Origin of the sequence: Archangium sp., assembly GCF_045802675.1 — a bacterium.
Classification (GTDB): domain Bacteria; phylum Myxococcota; class Myxococcia; order Myxococcales; family Myxococcaceae; genus Archangium.
In genome coordinates this window covers 36,120-53,670 of the sequence record NZ_JBJMQO010000091.1, presented here as the reverse complement: position 1 = coordinate 53,670, position 17,551 = coordinate 36,120, and the positions used below count along the sequence as shown (strand labels likewise).

Genomic DNA, 17,551 nt, shown 5'->3' with positions numbered 1-17,551 from the left:
TCATGTCGAAAGAACTCTTCACAGCGATCGAGCAGCACGATACGTCCCGGGTCAAGGCGCTGCTGGCTGCGGGGGCCGATCCGAACGAGCCGCAGCCGGAGCCGCCGGGGTTGCGTCCGCTGCAAGTGGCCATTTACGAACTCTCCGATGGGGGCGAACTCGACGTGCTCCTGGCGCTCCTTGAGCACGGCGCGGACGTCAACGCGTGGGATGCCGAGCGGGACAGGACCCCCTTGTTGGTAGCGGCCTGTGAAGACGAATTGGCGGCAGTCGAAGCGCTCGTGAAGGAGGGGGCCGATCCCAACGTGTGCAGCCGCGACGGCATCACGCCGCTGCGGACGTCTGCGGAGGTTGGCAATCTGGACATGGCCTCGCTCCTCCTGGGCGCGGGGGCGACTCGGACGATCAACGACTGGGGAGGGCTGACCGGATACACCGCGCTCGGGCACGCGGCACGCCGGCTGGACCTTCCGATGATCAAGCTGCTTCTCGACGCGGGCGCCGATCCGAAGGCCCCGGACGAGGACGGTCGACCCGCCCACTACCGTCTGCCGCCACGCGCTGAATCCGATTCCCAGACGTGGGACGCCGCGTTCGAGTTGCTCGGAGGAGCGAAGGACCGCATGCCGTTGTAGAACGGAGGTCGTGCGCCTCGGGCTCACGGGCACGCCGCTCGACCTGGACAACCCGGCCTGAGCCTGCCCCGATTTTGTGAACACACCTCATAAGTCGGCTACACGGGAGGTAGTGTTCATGGAGAGAAGCAAGAGGCGGAGTTTCACCCCGGAGTTCAGGGCCGAGGCGGTCCGGCTGGTGCGCGAGGGCAGCAAGAGCCTGCCCCAGGTGGCCAAGGACTTGGACTTGACCGAGTCGGCCCTGCGCAACTGGGTGCGCGAGGCTGACGGAGGCAAGGGCAAGGAGTCGGCAGACGCGCTCACCACGGTCGAGCGGGAGGAGTTGGTACGGCTGCGCAAGGAGGTACGCCATCTGGAGATGGAGCGCGACTTCCTAAAAAAAGCGGCGGCCTTCTTCGCGAAGGAGACCTCGAGGTGAGGTTTGAGTGCTGCGGTGCGCAGAGGGCCTGTTTCCCCATCGACTTCATGTGCCAGCAGTTGGGCGTGTCTCGCTCGGGCTACTACGCCTGGAAGCAGCGCCCGGAGTCCGAGCGGGACAAGGCGGACCGGGCCCTGGCCGAAGAGGTGGTGACAGTGCACCAGGAGAGCCGCGGCAGGTACGGCAGCCCGCGTGTGCATGCCGAGCTGTGCGCCCGGGGCCGCCGGGTGAGTCGCAAGCGCGTGGCCCGCCTCATGGGCCAACAGGGCCTGGCTGCTCGCAAGAAGCGCCGCTTCGTGCAGACGACGGATTCACGCCACGCTCAGCCCGTGGCTCCCAACCTCCTCGAGCGCGACTTCTCCCCCGGTCAGCCCAACAGCTCCTGGGCCACGGACATTACCTACGTCTGGACGAGGCAGGGCTGGTTGTACCTGGCCGTCGTCATGGACCTCTTCTCGCGCATGATTGTCGGCTGGGCGATGAGCGAGCACATCGACCGGCACCTGGTGCTCAACGCGCTCGACATGGCCCTCAAGGGCCGACAGCCAGCGCGGGGACTGTTGCACCACTCGGACCGGGGCAGTCAGTACGCCAGCGAGGACTACCAGAAGGCACTGGCCGCTCGGGGCATCCAATGCAGCATGTCGCGCAAGGGCAACTGCTGGGACAACGCCGTGGCCGAGAGCTTCTTCAGCAGCCTGAAGATGGAGCTCGTCCACGACGCCGACTTCGCCACGCACGAGCAGGCTTGCACGGCGCTCTTCGAGTACATCGAGGTCTTCTACAACCGCCAGCGGCGGCACTCGTCGCTGGGCTACGTCAGTCCGGTGGATTTTGAGCTTGCGGCCTTACCGCAGAAGTTGGCAGCATAACCCTACTGTCCACGTAACCGGGGCAAGCCCAGTAACGCTCTCACCCGCCGCGCACGCCTCCGAGCCCCTCCCGGACGAAATCGATCCCGGCGAGGACGCCTCCCGCGAGCAGCACCAACCCCATGCTCCGCACCACCCAGGTCAACACGTGACGTGGGAAGCGGCTCTCGTAGCGCCGGAGCAGTCCCACGAACACCATCTGCCAGCAGGCCACGCCCGCGCCAGCGGCGGCACTGAACGGCAGCGCGAGCAGCCCGGAGAAGGCCACGAGCTGCCGCGAGTAGAGGAACGCCACCGCTGTCGTCCAGGTCGCCAGCAGGGTGGGATTGAGCGCGGTGAGGGTGAAGCCGAGCAGCAGGCCCCTGCCGTGCCGCTCCCGGCCGGGCTGCTCCGACTCCCTGGGCCTCCACCGGGCGAAGTGCACCCCGAGCACCGTCAACACCAGCGCGCTCAAGGCGTGCGACACGGGGAGGATGACGGGGTGCTTCGCCAGGAAGGTCGAGAACCCCCAGAAGGCCACCGCCGCGTAGAGCGCCACCGCGAGCGCGGCCCCCAGGCCGATGCGAAGGGCCTCACCGTGGTGCTTGCGCACACTCGTGGAGAACACCAGCAACGCGATCGGGCCCGCCAGCGGCATGGAGCCGATGAACCCGAACACGAACGCCACGAGAGCGGTGAGGAGTATGTCCATCCCGCCGCTTCAGTATCATGCGGAGCCTCGGGAACCCGAATGACCTCGCCGCTGCTTCCCGCCATCCACCACGTCGCGCTGAGCTGCTCGGGCGTGTCTCGCCCGCGAATACCCTCACTGCGTAGAGGGTGGCCCGTTCCGCCCGTATAGCGGGGCGTCGTCCTCGGCCCGGGCGTGCTCCAGCGGGAGGCTGAAGGAGAACGTCGAGCCCTGGGGCGGGTGACTCTCCAGCCAGATGTGGCCGCCGTGCGCCTCGACGATCTGCCGGCTCAGGTGCAGCCCCAGCTCCACCACCCCCGTGTAACCCGGCGCGCCCGGAGGCAACGGCTCGTAGAAGGGCTCGAAGACGTGGAGCTGGCGCTCTGGCGGAATCCCCGGCCCCAGGTCATGCACCGAGACCACGGCCTCGCCATCCCTGAGCCACACCCGCAGCTCCACGGGCGCGCCCGGGGGTGAGTAGCGCAGGGCGTTCTCCACCAGGTGGGCCACCACCTCGCCCACGAGCGGGCGCTCGGCGTAGATGAAGAGTGGGCCGGACCCCTCGAAGCGCAGCGGGTTCTCCGTGGTGCGCGCGAGCTTCTCCACCTGCTCGCTCACCAGGGTGTGGAGATCGAAGCGCTGGCGCTCCAGCTTCACGGGGCCGGGGACCATCCGCACGGACGCGAACAGGTGCTCCACCAGCCGGGCGATCCTCCGCGTGTTGCGGGCGATGGTGCTGAGCCCCTTGTGCTGGCGCGGCGTGGGCTTCTCCAGGGTGAGCAGCAGCTCGGCCCAGGTCTGGATGGTGGTCACCGGCGTCTTCAGCTCGTGGGCCGCCGCGGACATGAACTCCTCGCGCAGCCGCAGCGCCGTGCGCACCTGCTGGAAGAGGCGGGCCTTCTCGATGGCCACCGCGAACAGCCGGCCCACCATGGCGTGGAACTCCAGCTCTCGCGAGGAGACGGGACGGGGCGCGCGCGTGAAGTAGGCCATCACCCCCACCAGGCGCTCGCGTGAGTGCAGGGGCACCGCCACCTGGCCGCGGAACTCTCCTTCCCACAGGAGCGGCTCGGTGCCCGGGGCCACCTTGGCCTTCCGCACGTCCTCGATGACCTGGATGCGCTCCTCCCGGGCGGCGCGCGCGGAGAGCACGGGCGTGTCGAACGCGAGGTGGCGCAGGCCCTCCTCCTCCTCCTCCGTCAGCCCGTGGGAGGCGAGCAGGGTGAGCTTCTCGTACTCCGGCTCCGCCAGCCAGAGCGCGATGCTGTCGGCGCCCACGGTCTTCAGGCCCTGCTCGATGACCACGCGGGCGATGTGCTCCAGCTCCATCTCGGTGACGAGCGCCTGGCCGATGCGCGCCAGCGCCAGCTCCCGTTGGAGCAGCCGCGCCAGCTCCTCCTCCTCCCGCCGCCGCCGGGTGATGTCGCGGACCACCACCTCTCCGAGGATGATCCGCCCGGACGCATTCCGCACCGGAGTGCCGTGGACGCTGAAGAGGCGCTCCTGGCCATTGCGGCCGCGCAGCCGCAGCTCCACGTCGGTGAAGGTCTCTCCGGCCAGGGCGCGGCGCATGGGCTGCTCCTCGGGCGCCATCGGGCGTCCATCCGCGTGCCGCAGATCGTAGCGGTGGAGGTGCTCGAACACCGGCCCGCCCAGCTCCGAGCGGTCCTTGAAGCCGAGCAGCCGCAGCCCCGCGGGGTTGGCATCGGCGAGCCGGCCATCCGGGCTGGCCAGGAGGATGGCATCCGGCACGCTGGCGATGATGGCCGCGAGGTGTTGCGCCTGGTGCTCGGCCTGGGCGCGCAGGGCATCCACCTCGGCCTGGCGCTGGGAGATCTGCGCCGCCATCTCGTTGAAGGCGTCGCCGAGCTCCTCCAACTCATCCCCGGTGGCGATGTGGACGCGCCGCTCCATCTCTCCGCGCCCCAGCGCCTGGGCGGCGGACTGGAGCTGGCGCACCGGGCGGGCGTAATAGCGGGCCAGCAGGATGGCCAGCAGGGTGTTGAGCAGCAGGATGCCCGCGACGGCCGCGAACCGGGCGCGCATCCGCTCGTAGAGCGGCGCCATGGCGATCTGCCGCGGCACCGTCACGCCCACCGCCCAGGAGTAGTGGGGGACGGGGACGAAGGCGCCCAGGCGCTCGTCGCCCAGGAGCGGGTGGGTGAAATGGGCGAGCCGCGAGGGCGTCCCGGTCAGCGCCGCCCGGAGGGGCTCGAAGTGCGCGAAGGCGTTGCTCTGCTCGAACGAGAGCTCGGGATTGCCGGTGTGGAAGGCCAGCCGTCCGTTGCGGTCGGCCATCAGCAGGGCCTGTCCCGGCTGTAGCCGCGAGCCGACGTAACGTTGCTCCAGCAGGTCCGTCCGCATGACCACGTTGAAGACCCCGATGAGCCGGCCATCGCGGCCGTGCACGGGCATGCTGACGAGCAGTCCGGTGCGGATGGGCCGGCGCAGCTCGAGGACATCGGAGATGACGGGGGCGTCGGTGGCCAGCACCTGCTGGAAGTAGGGCCGGTCGCCAATGAAGACGCGGGGCTCGTCCGGGGTGGTGGGGTTGCTCCAGCCACGGTTGAGGCCGGTGGTGTCGAAGACGGCCACCGAGTCGTACAGGGGGCTGCGCTCGACCAACGACTTGAGGTGGGAATCCAATACCTGGGGATCCAGGGTCTGTAACAGCGGATCCCTGGACACGGCCCAGGCGAAGCCGAGGGCGGTATCGAACGTCTCGGATACCTGCATGGCGACGGCCTGGGCCGTGAGGAATTGGGTGTCGAGGATGTTCTCGCGTGTCCTGCGCAGCTCCGACAGGAAGTCCACGCAGAGCATGCCCAGCACCGGCAGCAGGACGACGATGAAGGCAAGCAGCAGCTTGGCGTGGAGGTGCAGGCGAGGCATGTGCGCTCAAGTGCGCCGGCTCATGCGAGGGGCTCGTGAAGTCCCCTCGAGGTGTGTCTCCACGCGCCCTCTGTCGATTCCCAAGAAGATGGGGTGTGTCGCCCCGGAGAGCAAGGGGCACCTCTGCCCGCGGGGCGGTGTACCGGGCCGGTGTAAGAGACACAGCCGGCCCGGAATGGCTCAATCCCCGGAGACGGTGGTTGTCTCGGTCGGGGTGCCAGCGAGCTCCTGTGGCGAGAAGAGGATGGGCCGCCACTGCTTCTGGGAGAAGAGCTGGAGCTGGTCGTTGAAGTGGGACGAGGTGGGGTCCTCGGACTCGCCGTAGGTGAGCAGGGCCCGGGCCTCCACGCCGCTGTCGGTGTAGCGCATGGCCATGAGGAAGCTCGTCCCGTAGTTGACGACGTAGCCGTCGGGAGTGAGGCCCGTCTGGGAATCGAGGATGGGGCCGCGCGGCGTCGACTCGTCCAGCGTGGACTTCAGGATGCGGTAGCTGACGACGTTCATCGTGCCATCCACGGCGAGGCCCCCGTGGAGGGGCGTGCGCGTGCCACCTCGCGGAGAGAACTGCGTCTGGCCCAGCGGCGCATCCACCGCGATGTTGGCATCTCCCAGGCGCAGCACGGCCTCGGCCAGATTGTTCAGGAGCGGGTCCGCCCCCGACGCGGGAGCCGGCACGAGCGTGTTCGGCGTCTCCTTGGGCTGCGAGGGCGAGAAGGCCGTGGCGAAGAGGGTGCCCGCGTTCTGAAGGGCCGGGGCGCCATAGACGCCCATCAGCTCGCGCCAGAGGGGAGCGCCCACGCTGCCCGCGTCATAGCGGCCATCCCACGCCGCCAGCACGGCACAGGCCTGGGTGAGGTCCACGGCGCGGCTCCGGGCGCTGCCCGTGGGGTTGGCCTGGCAGCGCTGCACCACCTGCGCGCGCAGCAGCTCGGCCATGACGCTCCGGTTGCTGAACACGGTGTCCTGCAGCTCCTCGAGGGTGAAGCGGCCGTCGGGGCCGGAGGCGCCGCCCTCGCGCACCTCGGTGAGCGCGACGAGGTTCATGCGGGTGCGGGGCGTCTGGGGCACGCGCTCGAAGCCGTGCAGGGGCGAGAAACCTTCCAGGGGCTCGGCGGGGTTGGCCAGCCAATAGCTGTCATTGGAATTGAAGACGAAGTCGCGGCGCGAGCGCTGCGGCATCTTCGCGAAGGGAACGAGCCCCGGGCTGCGCGCTCCGGGCTCCTCCCCCCACTCGTCGACGGCGCTGCTCCCGTCGAGCAGCACGAAGCCCAGGGCCCGCAGCGCGGCCTGCGGCGTGCCGGGCGTGGAGGCCGCCTGCTGCCACTTCGAGAGTGCCTCGGCACTGAGGTTGGGCGTGGACGAGGCATCGGCGTACCAGACATTCCCGTCGCGATCCGTGGCCATGGTGTTCACCCACGGAATGCCTTGCACGTTGGCGAAGACTTCCTGGAACTGCTGGAGGCTGGTGGCCCGTCCCATGCCCAGGAATTGGGTGAGGAAGGCGGTGTTGTCGAGGTTGGCGTCCCGATAGCTGACGGCGATGGAGTTGGTCCACCCCAGGCCGGGCAGGGCCAGCAGGGGGCCATGGTGGGTGCTGTAGAGCGTGCGGGAGACGTCCTTGAGCGAGCCATCGGGCTGCATGACCTGGACGGTGAAGGTCCGGGCCGTCATCTGCCGCTCCTGGCCCTCGTAGAGATAGCGGGTGGGATTGCCGGGGACGAGCTTCAGCAGATAGGCGGTGAAGCGCGAGCCGGACGAGAAGGTATGCGTCCAGGCCACGTCCTTGTTGAAGCCGATGAGGACACCGGGCACGCCGAGCAGGGAGACGCCGTAGACGTCGAGCTTGCCGGGCACGGTGAGATGGCTCTCCCACAGCCGCAGCTCGCCCTCCCAGGGGAAGTGCGGGTTGGCGAGCACCATGCCGTGTCCGTTGGCCGAGCGCTCGGCGCCCAGGGCCCAGCCGTTGCTGGCGAGGCTGGCCTCACGCGGCGGCAGCGGGGGCGGCACGGATTGCACGCCCTGCGCGGGCGGCTGCGCCGCGGCGATGGCGTTGGTGAGTTGGTAGCCACTGGCCGTCAGCGTGATGTTGATGATGTAGGCCAGCAGCTCTTCCGCGGCGATGGGGCGCAGCCAGGGCTTTCCGGCGCAGGGCAGGCGCGTGGCCCCGGGGCTCTCCAGGAAGTGGTTGTAGCCGTCGGTGAAGCCCTGGAGGAACTGGCGCGAGTCCGCGGGTTGCGCCTCGAGGCCGGCCCGGCCGCGCTCGAGCAGGTCCAGGGAGTGGTAGGCGAAGTCGCTGGAGACGTTGGCGTCCCCGGCACCCGCTCCGAAGAAGCGGGCGCGCTCGCCGCGGACCTTGATGATCTGATCCGCCAGGGTGCAGGCATGGTCCTGGGCAAAGGCATGGCCCTGTCCGAAGCCGGCGCTGCCCAGGTCGGGGGCGGAGATATGGGGAATGCCGTACGCGGTGCGGCGGATGGCGGCCCGGTAGCGTGGCGCGGAGGATGGTGATTCCTGGCAGCCAGTGAGAGCCACCAGCGCCAGGGTCAGGAAGAGGGTGGGACAGAGAGGCGGACGCATGAACGAGCCGGTCCGCACGGAACGATCCGAAGCAGGGGAGATGTGCATGAGAATGGGTCGGGGAATACGGCCCGGCCTATAGCATTCCCTGGCTCGGGCGGAGCCAGAACCGTTCTACTTCGGGAAGAGCGCCAGATACGGCTGTGCTTCCTCGAACACCCGGGCGAAGGACGGGCGCCGGAGCAGGCGGTCCAGGTACGCCGCCGCGTCCTTGTGCGTGTCCCCGAAAGGCAGGACCCGGTTCGCGTAGTACAGCGCCGGAGCGGCGGCGCAGTCCGCCATGGTGAAGGACTCACCCATCGTCCAGGTCTTCGTCCTCATCTCCTGGTCGATGAGGTCGTACGCGGTCCGCAACTGCGCCTGGGCCTGTTCCACTCCAAGCGGGTCATTTCTTCCCGACGGACGTAGCGCGTCGGTGACGATCTTCTGCATGGGCGTGTGCACGTGCAGGTCATAGAAGCGGTCGCGCAGGCGCATCTGCCATGCCAGGTCCGGATCCTCGGGCACGAGCCGTGTCTTGCCCGGGTAGTGCAAGGCCAGGTACTCGATGATGATGCTCGACTCGGGGATGGTGTGATGGTTCGCGGTGTCGCGCAGTACGGGGAACTTGCCGATGGGCCAGACCTTCTTGAAGGCCGCGCTGGACGCCTCGTTGGAGAGGTCGACGAGTTGCGGTTCGAAGGGCGTTTCGTTCTCGTAGAGGGCGATGAGGACCTTCCAGCAGAAGGACGAGAGGGGATGGAAGTAGAGCTCCAGGGACATGTGCGAGGACTCGCTTTCGTTCAGCCTTCGCCGCTGGACAAGCAGGAGCGATAGCCATTGACGCGGTACGGGACCTCGAGCTCGCGGCAGACGTCCGCGATGAGGTCGGGGGTGAAGAAGTAGTTCTGGACGCGCGACACTCTGGAATCGCCGGTCTCGATGCGATTGATGGCGCGGACCGCTTCCCCGTCCGAGTGTGCATACCAGAGAAGAAGGAGCGGCTCGCCACGGAGGACCCGCCGCTCGCAGCGGGGCGGTGTGGGCAGGACGCCCTGTATGAAGCGCGCTTCCATGCCGCCGCGCGTATCGGCTTGGGCCATCCTCTCGCTTCCGTACATCATGCCGTGGAACACGTTGCTCCGGGCCGCGTCGTGGACGTACTCCGTGGTGATCCCGACGACCTCAATGGACGCGTTGTCGAGGAGCAATGCGGTGAGGCGCTCGAGGTCGCGAGCGTTGAAGGCATCGCGGAACGCATCGAGCACCCCCGCCGCTGGCGTGCGCCGCTCGGTCTGCTCGGGCTCGGGTTCGAGCATCCTGGCGCGTCCGCGGTGGAGCGCGGCCTTGATTGCTCCCACGCTGGTCGAAAGCGCTTCGGCGACTTCCTCGAGCGTCAATTCGAAGACGTCCTTCAGCACGACCGCCGCGCGCTCCTGGGGCGACAACCGGACGAGTAGCGTGCCCGCGGCCTCGCGAGCGGCGCGAGGCTCCTGGGCCGAGGCGGTCTCCGGCACGGCGCCTGGCTCCTCACGCAGCCGCCGCGTCCGGTCGAGCCAGGAGTTCGACGCGACGCGCAACAGCCATGCTCGGGGGTTGGGCGGAGCGCTCCCCGTGCGGCCGAGCGTGACGAAGGCCCGTGCCAGGGTGTCCTGGACGAGTTCCTCCGCGTCCCAGGGGCTGCGGGTCAGGTAGCGGCAATAGCGGTAGAGCTCGGGACGCAGGGGCTCGTAGGTGTCGAGGAAGTGACTCCACGATGTCCGGACGGTCTGCGCGAGCTCGGTCGAGGGAGGGCGGTTCTGGGTGCTCATAATGGAGAAACGACGGCGGGCCGCCGAAGGATACGGGCCCGTTCATTTTTTTTGCGGCCCGGCTCGCGGTGGCAGTCCGGGAGCGAGCGCGGAAGGTGGGGCCTCCAAGGTAGGGGGCATGAGCACGCTCAGGACTGGTTCGCGCTCTGGTGCGCGGCCCTGGGCTCCGAGGTTCCCTGACGGAGATGTTCCCGACAACGAAGACAACAACGTCTGTCTTTGTGATGGGAGCGGCGGGACTTCCGCACCGCCGCCCCCGGGACCTACGGCCCTACGCGCGGTTGAGGATGGACTCGACCGCGGCCTGGGCGATGGGGTGGTAGCGCTCGGCGTAGCGGTTGAAGAGGCTTCGCGCGAGCACCTTGCCCTCCGGCGTCGCCGCCAGCGCCCCGTAGAGCGGCTTGAGGTACTTCATGCGCCCCACCTCGCCCAGGAAGGCCTCGGTGCGGCCCAGCGCCGGCTCCCAGCCCGCCCGCAGCGCCGCCGACAGCCACGACACCAACACCTCCGAGTTGTGGCTCTTGGTCAGGTGGAAGCTCTCGTCCAGCATCCGGAACGTGTCGCGCGACGTCCCCTGCTTCAGCCCCTCGATGTAGAGCTGCCACTCGGCCGGGGTCCAATCCTTCACGTCCCCGGCCGTGGGCACCTTGCCCTTCATGCGCGCCATCTGCTCCAGCCGCGCCGAGCGCGGCACCGGCGCTCCCTGCGGAATGCCCGGCTTGCCCAGGTACGCCTCCGCGTCCACCTTCGTCAGCGCTCCCGGCAGGTGCTTGTCCACGAAGGCCGTGAACTGCTCCGTCGTCAGCGCCTGGAAGCGGTGCGACTCGATGTAGCGCTTGAGGAAGACATCGAAGGCCGAGCGGCCCACCGCGTCCTCCAGCGCGCGCAGGAAGAGGTAGCCCTTCTCGTACGGCACCTGGGAGAAGGCCTCGTCCGGATCCACTCCCGTCAGCTGCGTGCGCAGGTGGGTGAGCTGGGGATGGCTCTTGAAGTGCTGCACGGCGTCCTCGAGCGCGCGCCGCCCCAGCGCCGAGTGCAGCGTGGCCACCTCCGTGCCGTAGAGCACCTCGAGGATGCGCCGCTCGGCGAACACGGTGAAGCCCTCGTTCAGCCAGAAGTGCTCGGCCGACGCGTTCGTCACCAGGTTGCCCGTCCACGAGTGCGCCAGCTCGTGCGCCACCACGCTCACCAGGCTCTTGTCCCCGGCCAGCAGCGACGGCGTGAGGAACGTGAGCCGCGGGTTCTCCATGCCTCCGTACGGGAACGAGGGCGGCATCGTCAGCAGGTCGAACCGCTCCCAGTCATACGCGCCGAAGAGCTCCTCCGCCGCGCGCAGCATGGCGTCCACGTCCTCGAACTCCTCGGCGGCGGCCTCCAGCACCTCGGGCTCGGCCCACACGCGCGAGCGCGGCCCCAGCTCCTTGGCCGCCAGCCGCCCCACCGCGAAGGCCAGCAGGTAGGGCGGAATCGGCTGCGGCATCTCGTAGCGCTCAATCGCCTCCACGCCCTGCTCCTCGCGGCCGGTGAAGCCCGCGGCCATCACCGCCTTGAGCTCCTTGGGCACGGTGAGCTCCGCCTTGTAGCGGATGCGGATTCGCGGCGTGTCCTGGAGCGGTACCACCGATCGTGCGTGGATGGCCTGGCACTGGCTGAAGAGGTACGGGTACTGCCCACCCGCCGTCTGCGCCGGCGTCAGCCACTGGAGGGCGCTCGCCTGGGGGGACGTCCGGTAGCGGACGGTGAGCTGCTTCGTGCCCGGGCGCAGCTCCACCCGCAGGCGCGCGCCGAGGATGGGCTCGGGCGGGGACACGAGGAAGGGCAGGGGCTTGCCCTCGGCGTCCACCACCGAGCGGATTTCCAAGTCCCGCGTGTCGAGGTCCAGGGGTCCGGCGCTGGCCTCCTTGAGCGCGAGTGTCGCCTCGGCGTGCAGTCGGCGCGTGCGGAAGTCCACACGTGCCTTCCAGGTGAGGGTCTCGGTTTCGGGTTGGGTGTCGTCGTTGTACGAGTGGGGATCCAGTCGGGCCATGGGGGCACGCACCTTAGCCCTTCACCGGTGGACGGGGGCCCGCAAGAGCCGGTTGACTTTTGAATCAACCGGCGCAATGTCTGGTGCCATCCTTTTTCAGATCGGGAGCCTCTTTCGATGACGACGCGGATCCGCAAAGTGGCAGTTCTGGGCGCCGGCGTGATGGGCAGCGGTATCGCCGCGCACCTCGCCAACTCGGGCGTGCGTGCGCTCCTCCTGGACATCGTGCCGCCCAAGGCGGCGTCCGGCGAGGACACGGCCTCCAAGGCCTTCCGCAACAAGTTCGCCCTCGGGGCGCTGGCCAACATGCGCAAGCAGAAGCCCAGCCCCATCGTGTCCGAGCAGGTGTTCACCGGCATCGAGGTGGGCAACTTCGAGGACGACCTGGGCCGGCTGGCCGAGTGCGACTGGGTGATTGAAGTGGTGAAGGAGGACATGGGCGTCAAGCAGGCCCTGTTCGCCAAGGTGGAGCAGCACGCGCGCAAGGACGCCATCGTCAGCTCCAACACCTCGGGCCTGTCCATCAAGGGCATGCTGGAGGGCCGCGGCGCCGAGTTCCGCAAGCACTTCCTCGTCACGCACTTCTTCAACCCCGTGCGCTACATGAAGCTCTTGGAGCTGGTGGCCGGCCCGGAGACGGACCCCGAGGTGGTGAAGAGCGTCCACCGCTTTGGCGAGGAGGTGCTCGGCAAGGGCATCGTCTACGGCAAGGACACCACCAACTTCATCGCCAACCGCGTGGGCACCTACGGGATGATGCGCACCATCTCGGAGATGCAGAAGGCGGAGCTGTCCATCGAGGAGGTGGACAAGATCTTCGGCCCCGCCATGGGCCGCCCCAAGTCCGCCGTGTTCCGCACCGCGGACATCGTCGGCCTGGACACGTTCTCCCACGTGGCCAGGAACTGCTACGACACGCTCACCCAGGACGAGGAGCGTGAAGTCTTCGCCGCCCCCGAGTTCCTCCAGAAGATGGTGGCCAAGGGGATGCTGGGCGACAAGACCGGCGGCGGCTTCTACAAGAAGGACAAGAGCGCCGGGGGCAAGGACATCCTCGCGCTGGACTTGAAGACGCTCGAGTACCGGCCGCAGGCCAAGGTGCGCTACGAGTCGCTGGGCGCCGCCAGGGAAGTGGAGGACGTGCGCGAGCGCGTCGTCACGGTGATGAACGGCCAGGACAAGGCCGCGAAGTTCGCCGAGGGGATTACGCTCGACGTGCTCGCCTACGCCAGCCGCCGGATTCCGGAGATCGCCGACGACGTGGTGAACGTGGACCGCGCCATGCGCTGGGGCTTCGCCTGGGACCTGGGGCCCTTCGAGACCTGGGATGCCTACGGCGTGAAGAAGGGCGTGGAGCGGATGAAGGAGCTGGGCCTCAAGCCCGCCGCCTGGGTGGAGCAGATGCTCGCCGCCGGCCGCACGTCCTTCTACGGCGTGGAGAACGGCAAGGACACCTACTGGGACATCCCCAGCAAGTCCGTGAAGGTGGTGCCGGAGAACGCCCGCACCTCGCGCGTGGAGTACCTCAAGCGCGGCAACAAGAAGATCACCGGCAATGACAGCGCCACGCTCTGGGACATGGGCGATGGGGTGACGCTGCTGGAGTTCCACTCGAAGATGAACTCCATCGACGACAACATCATCGCCATGATGAACACGGCCCTGGACGAGACGGAGAAGAACTTCCGCGGCCTGGTCATCGGCAACGATGGGGCGAACTTCTCGGCGGGCGCCAACATCATGGCGCTGCTGTGGGGCGCGAAGAACGGCGAGTTCGACACCATCCGCAAGATGGCCTCGGGCTTCCAGGCGGCCAACCAGCGCATGCGCTACAGCCCGGTGCCGGTGGTGACGGCGCCCTTCAACCTCACGCTGGGCGGCGGCGCCGAGACGGCCATGGGCGGCAACGCCATCCAGGCCTCGGCCGAGCTGTACATGGGCCTGGTCGAGGTGGGCGTGGGCCTCATCCCCGGCGGCGGCGGCACCATGCAGCTGTTGCGCAACGTGTACGGCGCGTACTCGGCGGACAAGGACTTCGACGCGTTCCCCTTCATCAAGAAGGTGTTCCTGTCGATTGGCACCGCGAAGGTGGCCACCAGCGCCGAGGAGGCGCGCGAGCTGGGCTTCCTCAACGCCAACGACGGCATCAGCGCCAACCGCGACTTCCTGCTGTCGGACGCCAAGCAGCGGGTGCTGGGCATGGCCAACGCGGGCTTCCGCGCGCCGCGCCCCACGCGCTTCCGCCTGCCCGGGCCCAGCGGCTTCGCCACCATCGACATGATGCTCTACGACATGGAGCTCAACGGACAGGTGTCCGCGCACGACCGGAAGATCGCCCAGAAGCTGGCGCGCGTGCTCACCGGCGGCGACACCAGCCCCTCCGTGCTCCTCCCCGAGGAGCGGCTGCTGGAGCTGGAGCTGGAGGCGTTCCTCAGCCTGTGCGGCGAGGAGAAGACCCAGGACCGGCTCATGCACATGCTCGAGAAGGGCAAGCCCCTGCGCAACTGAGGCGGCGGCGTTACGGTTTGTTCCCAAGACATCCAGTGATTCGAGATTTTGAAGCCCGGGGTTGCTCCCCGGGCGAGGAGACAGACAGATGCCCGGTCGAGTCGTGATTGCCAGCGCGGTGCGCACCCCGTTCACCCGCGCGCACAAGGGAGAGTTCAAGGACACCCGGCCCGACACGCTCGCGGCCCTCGCCATCAAGGAGGCCGTCGCGCGCGTCCCCGGCCTGAAGCCCGACGAGGTCGAGGACGTGATTCTCGGCTGCGCCATGCCGGAGGCGGAGCAGGGGATGAACGTCGCGCGCAACGCCGCCCTGCTGGCGGGGCTGCCGGACACCGTGCCGGGGATGACCATCAACCGCTTCTGCTCGTCGGGCACGCAGTCCATCGCCCAGGCGGCGCAGGCCATCAAGGCGGGGATGATCCAGGTCGCCGTGGCCGGTGGCACCGAGTCCATGACCATGGTCCCCATGGGTGGCAACAAGGTGAGCGCCAACCCGGAGATCATGGAGAAGTTCCCCGAGGTGTACACCTCCATGGGCGCCACCGCGGAGAACATCGCCTCGCGCTACAGCGTGTCGCGCGAGGACGCGGACAAGTTCGCCTACGAGAGCCAGCGCCGCGCCGCCACCGCGCGCGAGCAGGGGAAGTTCAAGGACGAGATCTTCCCGGTGACCACCACCGTCTATGACGAGGAGGGCAAGGCGCAGCAGGTGACGGTGTCCGTGGACACCATCCTGCGTCCGGACACCACGCTGGAGGGCCTGGCCAAGCTGCGTCCGGCCTTCAACCAGAAGGGCGTGGTGACGGCGGGTAACGCCTCGCCGCTGACGGATGGCGCGGCGGCCGCGGTGGTGATGAGCGAGGAGAAGGCCCAGCAGCTGGGCGTGAAGCCGCTCGGCTACTTCCTGGACTACCAGGTGGCCGGCGTGCCTCCGGAGATCATGGGCGTGGGCCCGGTGCCGGCGGTGAAGAAGCTGCTGGCGAAGAACAACCTCAAGGTCGAGGACATCGACGTCTTCGAGCTCAACGAGGCCTTCGCGGCGCAGGCGCTGCACTGCATCCGCGAGCTGGGCATCCCGATGGACAAGGTGAACCCGAACGGCGGCGCCATCGCCCTGGGCCACCCGCTGGGCGTGTCCGGTGCGCGACTGGTGGGCACCCTCCTGCGCGAGCTGAAGCGCCGCAACGGCCGCTACGGCGTGGTGACGATGTGCATCGGCGGTGGCATGGGCGCCGCGGCGCTCATCGAGCTGGCGAAGTAGTCATCAGAGAGCCGGGGTGAGGGTACTTCCCGCCCCGGGTTCTTCACTTCACGCGGCCCCTCCTGGCACTCCGGGAGGGGCCGTTGCGTTGTCGGCCTCCGTCTCCGTGTACGAGCCCCGGCGGCGGGCCTGGCCGCCCTCGGGGATCAAGTCACAACGCGGGTTGCGGTCTTCGGCTCAACACTGCTGTAGTCGGGTGACATGAAGAAGCCCCTTCCTTCCTCCGGGAACCCCCAGGGTCTGAGCCGCCGGACCTTCCTCGGTGGCGCGGCTGCCGCCAGCACGCTCGTGGCCCTGGATGTCCAGGCCGAATCCGCTCCGGCCAACACGGCCCGCGCTTCCGCTCCCGCGCCGCACGGCAAGCCCTTCGAGCTCGAGGAGACCACCGTCGCCGAGCTTCAGGCCGCCATGACGTCGGGGAAGGCCACTGCGCACGGTCTCGCCGGGCTCTACCTCGCGCGCATCCAGGAGCTGGATCGCGCTGGCAGCACCGCGCTCAACTCGGTCATCGAGCTCAACCCGGATGCGCTCGCCATCGCCACGGCGCTCGATGAGGAGCGCAAGGCGAAGGGGCCTCGGGGCCCGCTGCACGGCATCCCCGTCCTCATCAAGGACAACATCGCCACCGCGGACAAGATGCAGACCACCGCGGGCTCGCTCGCGCTCGTTGGCTCCGTGCCCTCGCGCGATGCCTTCGTGGTGGAGCGCCTGCGCGCCGCGGGGGCCGTCATCCTCGGCAAGACGAACCTCAGCGAGTGGGCCAACTTCCGCTCGACGCACTCCTCCAGCGGCTGGAGCGGGCGGGGCGGCCAGTGCCGTAATCCCTACGCGCTCGACCGGACGCCGTCGGGCTCGAGCTCGGGCTCCGGCGCGGCCACCGCCGCCAACTTCTGCGCGGTGTCCGTCGGCACCGAGACCGATGGCTCCATCGTCTCGCCCTCGGCGGCCAACTCGCTCGTCGGGCTCAAGCCCACCGTCGGGCTCGTGAGCCGCTCGGGCATCATCCCCATCTCGGCCACGCAGGACACCGCGGGCCCCATGGCGCGCACCGTGGCGGATGCCGCCGTGCTCCTCGGCGTCCTGGCCGGCGTTGATCCGGGCGACGCCGTCACCGCCACCAGCCAGGGCCATGCCCAGGCGGACTACACGCGCTTCCTGGACCCCAACGGGCTCAAGGGCGCGCGCATCGGCGTGCCGCGCGAGCGGTTCTTCGGCTACCACCCGGCCACCGACGCGCTCATCGAGAAGGCGCTCGTGCTCATGAAGGAGCAGGGCGCCATCATCGTGGACTCCGCCCCCATCCCCACGGCCGCGAAGATGGACGAGCCGGAGACAGAGGTGCTGCTCTACGAGTTCAAGGCGGGCGTCGAAGCGTATCTCGCCGCGCTCGGGGCTCGCACGCGCCTGCGGACGCTCGCGGACCTCATCCGCTTCAACGAGGAGAACCGCGGCACCGAGCTCCCCTGGTTCGGCCAGGAGCTCTTCCTCCAGGCGCAGGAGAAGGGCCCCCTCACCGACAAGAAGTACCGCAAGGCGCTCGAGGCCTGCCGCAAGCTGTCGCGCGAGCAGGGCATCGACGCGGTGATGGCGAAGCACAAGCTCGACGCGCTCGTGGCCCCGACGCAGGCGCCTCCGGGCCTCATCGACCTGGTGAATGGCGACCACTGGCTGGGCAGCAGTTCCTCGCCCGCCGCCGTCGCGGGATACCCCAGCATCACCGTCCCCGCGGGGTATGTGGCCGGTCTGCCGGTGGGGATGTCCTTCATCGGGCGCGCGTGGAGCGAGCCGACGCTCCTCCGTCTCGCGTTCGCCTACGAGCAGGCATCCAAGCATCGCCGCGCGCCGGGCTTCGCTCCGACGGCGGATTTGCGTCCAGCCACCACGTAGTCCTGGCAGTGCCGT

11 protein-coding genes are annotated in these 17,551 nt (G+C 68.8%); 5 read left to right on the top strand and 6 right to left on the bottom strand.

The features are described from left to right. Nucleotides 1-2: 2 nt before the first annotated feature. Complete coding sequence (locus ACJ8AN_RS25975) at nt 3-635, top strand: ankyrin repeat domain-containing protein (protein WP_407758159.1); 633 nt, start codon at nt 3-5, stop codon at nt 633-635. Between the two features lie 118 nt (nt 636-753). Then, a protein-coding gene (locus tag ACJ8AN_RS25970) for an IS3 family transposase (protein WP_407758158.1) occupies nt 754-1,925 on the top strand; the annotation gives its coding sequence in 2 pieces (ribosomal slippage) (nt 754-1,009 and nt 1,009-1,925; 1,173 coding nt in all). Between the two features lie 40 nt (nt 1,926-1,965). On the opposite strand, the gene ACJ8AN_RS25965 is transcribed toward ACJ8AN_RS25970, so the two are convergent. The 6 genes from ACJ8AN_RS25965 to ACJ8AN_RS25940 form a co-directional block, all read right to left on the bottom strand. After that, nucleotides 1,966-2,616 carry a LysE family transporter gene (locus tag ACJ8AN_RS25965; protein ID WP_407758157.1) on the bottom strand — a complete coding sequence of 217 codons (651 nt, stop codon included), beginning with the start codon at nt 2,614-2,616 and terminating at the stop codon, nt 1,966-1,968. 114 nt (nt 2,617-2,730) lie between these two features. After that, entirely contained in the window at nt 2,731-5,487 is a 2,757-nt protein-coding gene (locus tag ACJ8AN_RS25960) for an ATP-binding protein (RefSeq protein ID WP_407758156.1), read from the bottom strand. Between the two features lie 180 nt (nt 5,488-5,667). Next, a complete protein-coding gene (locus tag ACJ8AN_RS25955) occupies nt 5,668-8,064 on the bottom strand; it encodes an acylase (RefSeq protein WP_407758155.1) in 2,397 nt (798 codons plus the stop codon). A 114-nt stretch (nt 8,065-8,178) separates the two neighbouring features. Beyond that, the gene (locus tag ACJ8AN_RS25950; RefSeq protein WP_407758154.1) at nt 8,179-8,826 is read right to left on the bottom strand and encodes a glutathione S-transferase family protein; all 648 of its coding nucleotides are present in this window, start codon (nt 8,824-8,826) and stop codon (nt 8,179-8,181) included. Between the two features lie 20 nt (nt 8,827-8,846). Next, nucleotides 8,847-9,854, bottom strand: a complete 1,008-nt coding sequence (locus ACJ8AN_RS25945) for an RNA polymerase sigma factor (protein WP_407758153.1) — start codon at nt 9,852-9,854, stop codon at nt 8,847-8,849. Nucleotides 9,855-10,125: 271 nt separating this feature from the next. Beyond that, on the bottom strand, nt 10,126-11,880 hold the full coding sequence (locus tag ACJ8AN_RS25940; RefSeq protein WP_407758152.1) for a M1 family metallopeptidase: 1,755 nt from the start codon (nt 11,878-11,880) through the stop codon (nt 10,126-10,128). Between the two features lie 117 nt (nt 11,881-11,997). On the opposite strand from ACJ8AN_RS25940, the gene ACJ8AN_RS25935 reads away from it, so the two are divergent. From ACJ8AN_RS25935 to ACJ8AN_RS25925, 3 genes are all read left to right on the top strand, one after another. Further along, nucleotides 11,998-14,388 carry a 3-hydroxyacyl-CoA dehydrogenase NAD-binding domain-containing protein gene (locus ACJ8AN_RS25935; protein WP_407758151.1) on the top strand — a complete coding sequence of 797 codons (2,391 nt, stop codon included), beginning with the start codon at nt 11,998-12,000 and terminating at the stop codon, nt 14,386-14,388. 88 nt (nt 14,389-14,476) lie between these two features. Continuing rightward, complete coding sequence (locus tag ACJ8AN_RS25930) at nt 14,477-15,649, top strand: thiolase family protein (RefSeq protein ID WP_407758150.1); 1,173 nt, start codon at nt 14,477-14,479, stop codon at nt 15,647-15,649. Nucleotides 15,650-15,850: 201 nt separating this feature from the next. Then, nucleotides 15,851-17,536: an amidase gene (locus ACJ8AN_RS25925; protein WP_407758149.1), complete on the top strand. Its 1,686-nt coding sequence runs from the start codon at nt 15,851-15,853 to the stop codon at nt 17,534-17,536. The last annotated feature ends 15 nt before the right edge of the window (nt 17,537-17,551 follow it).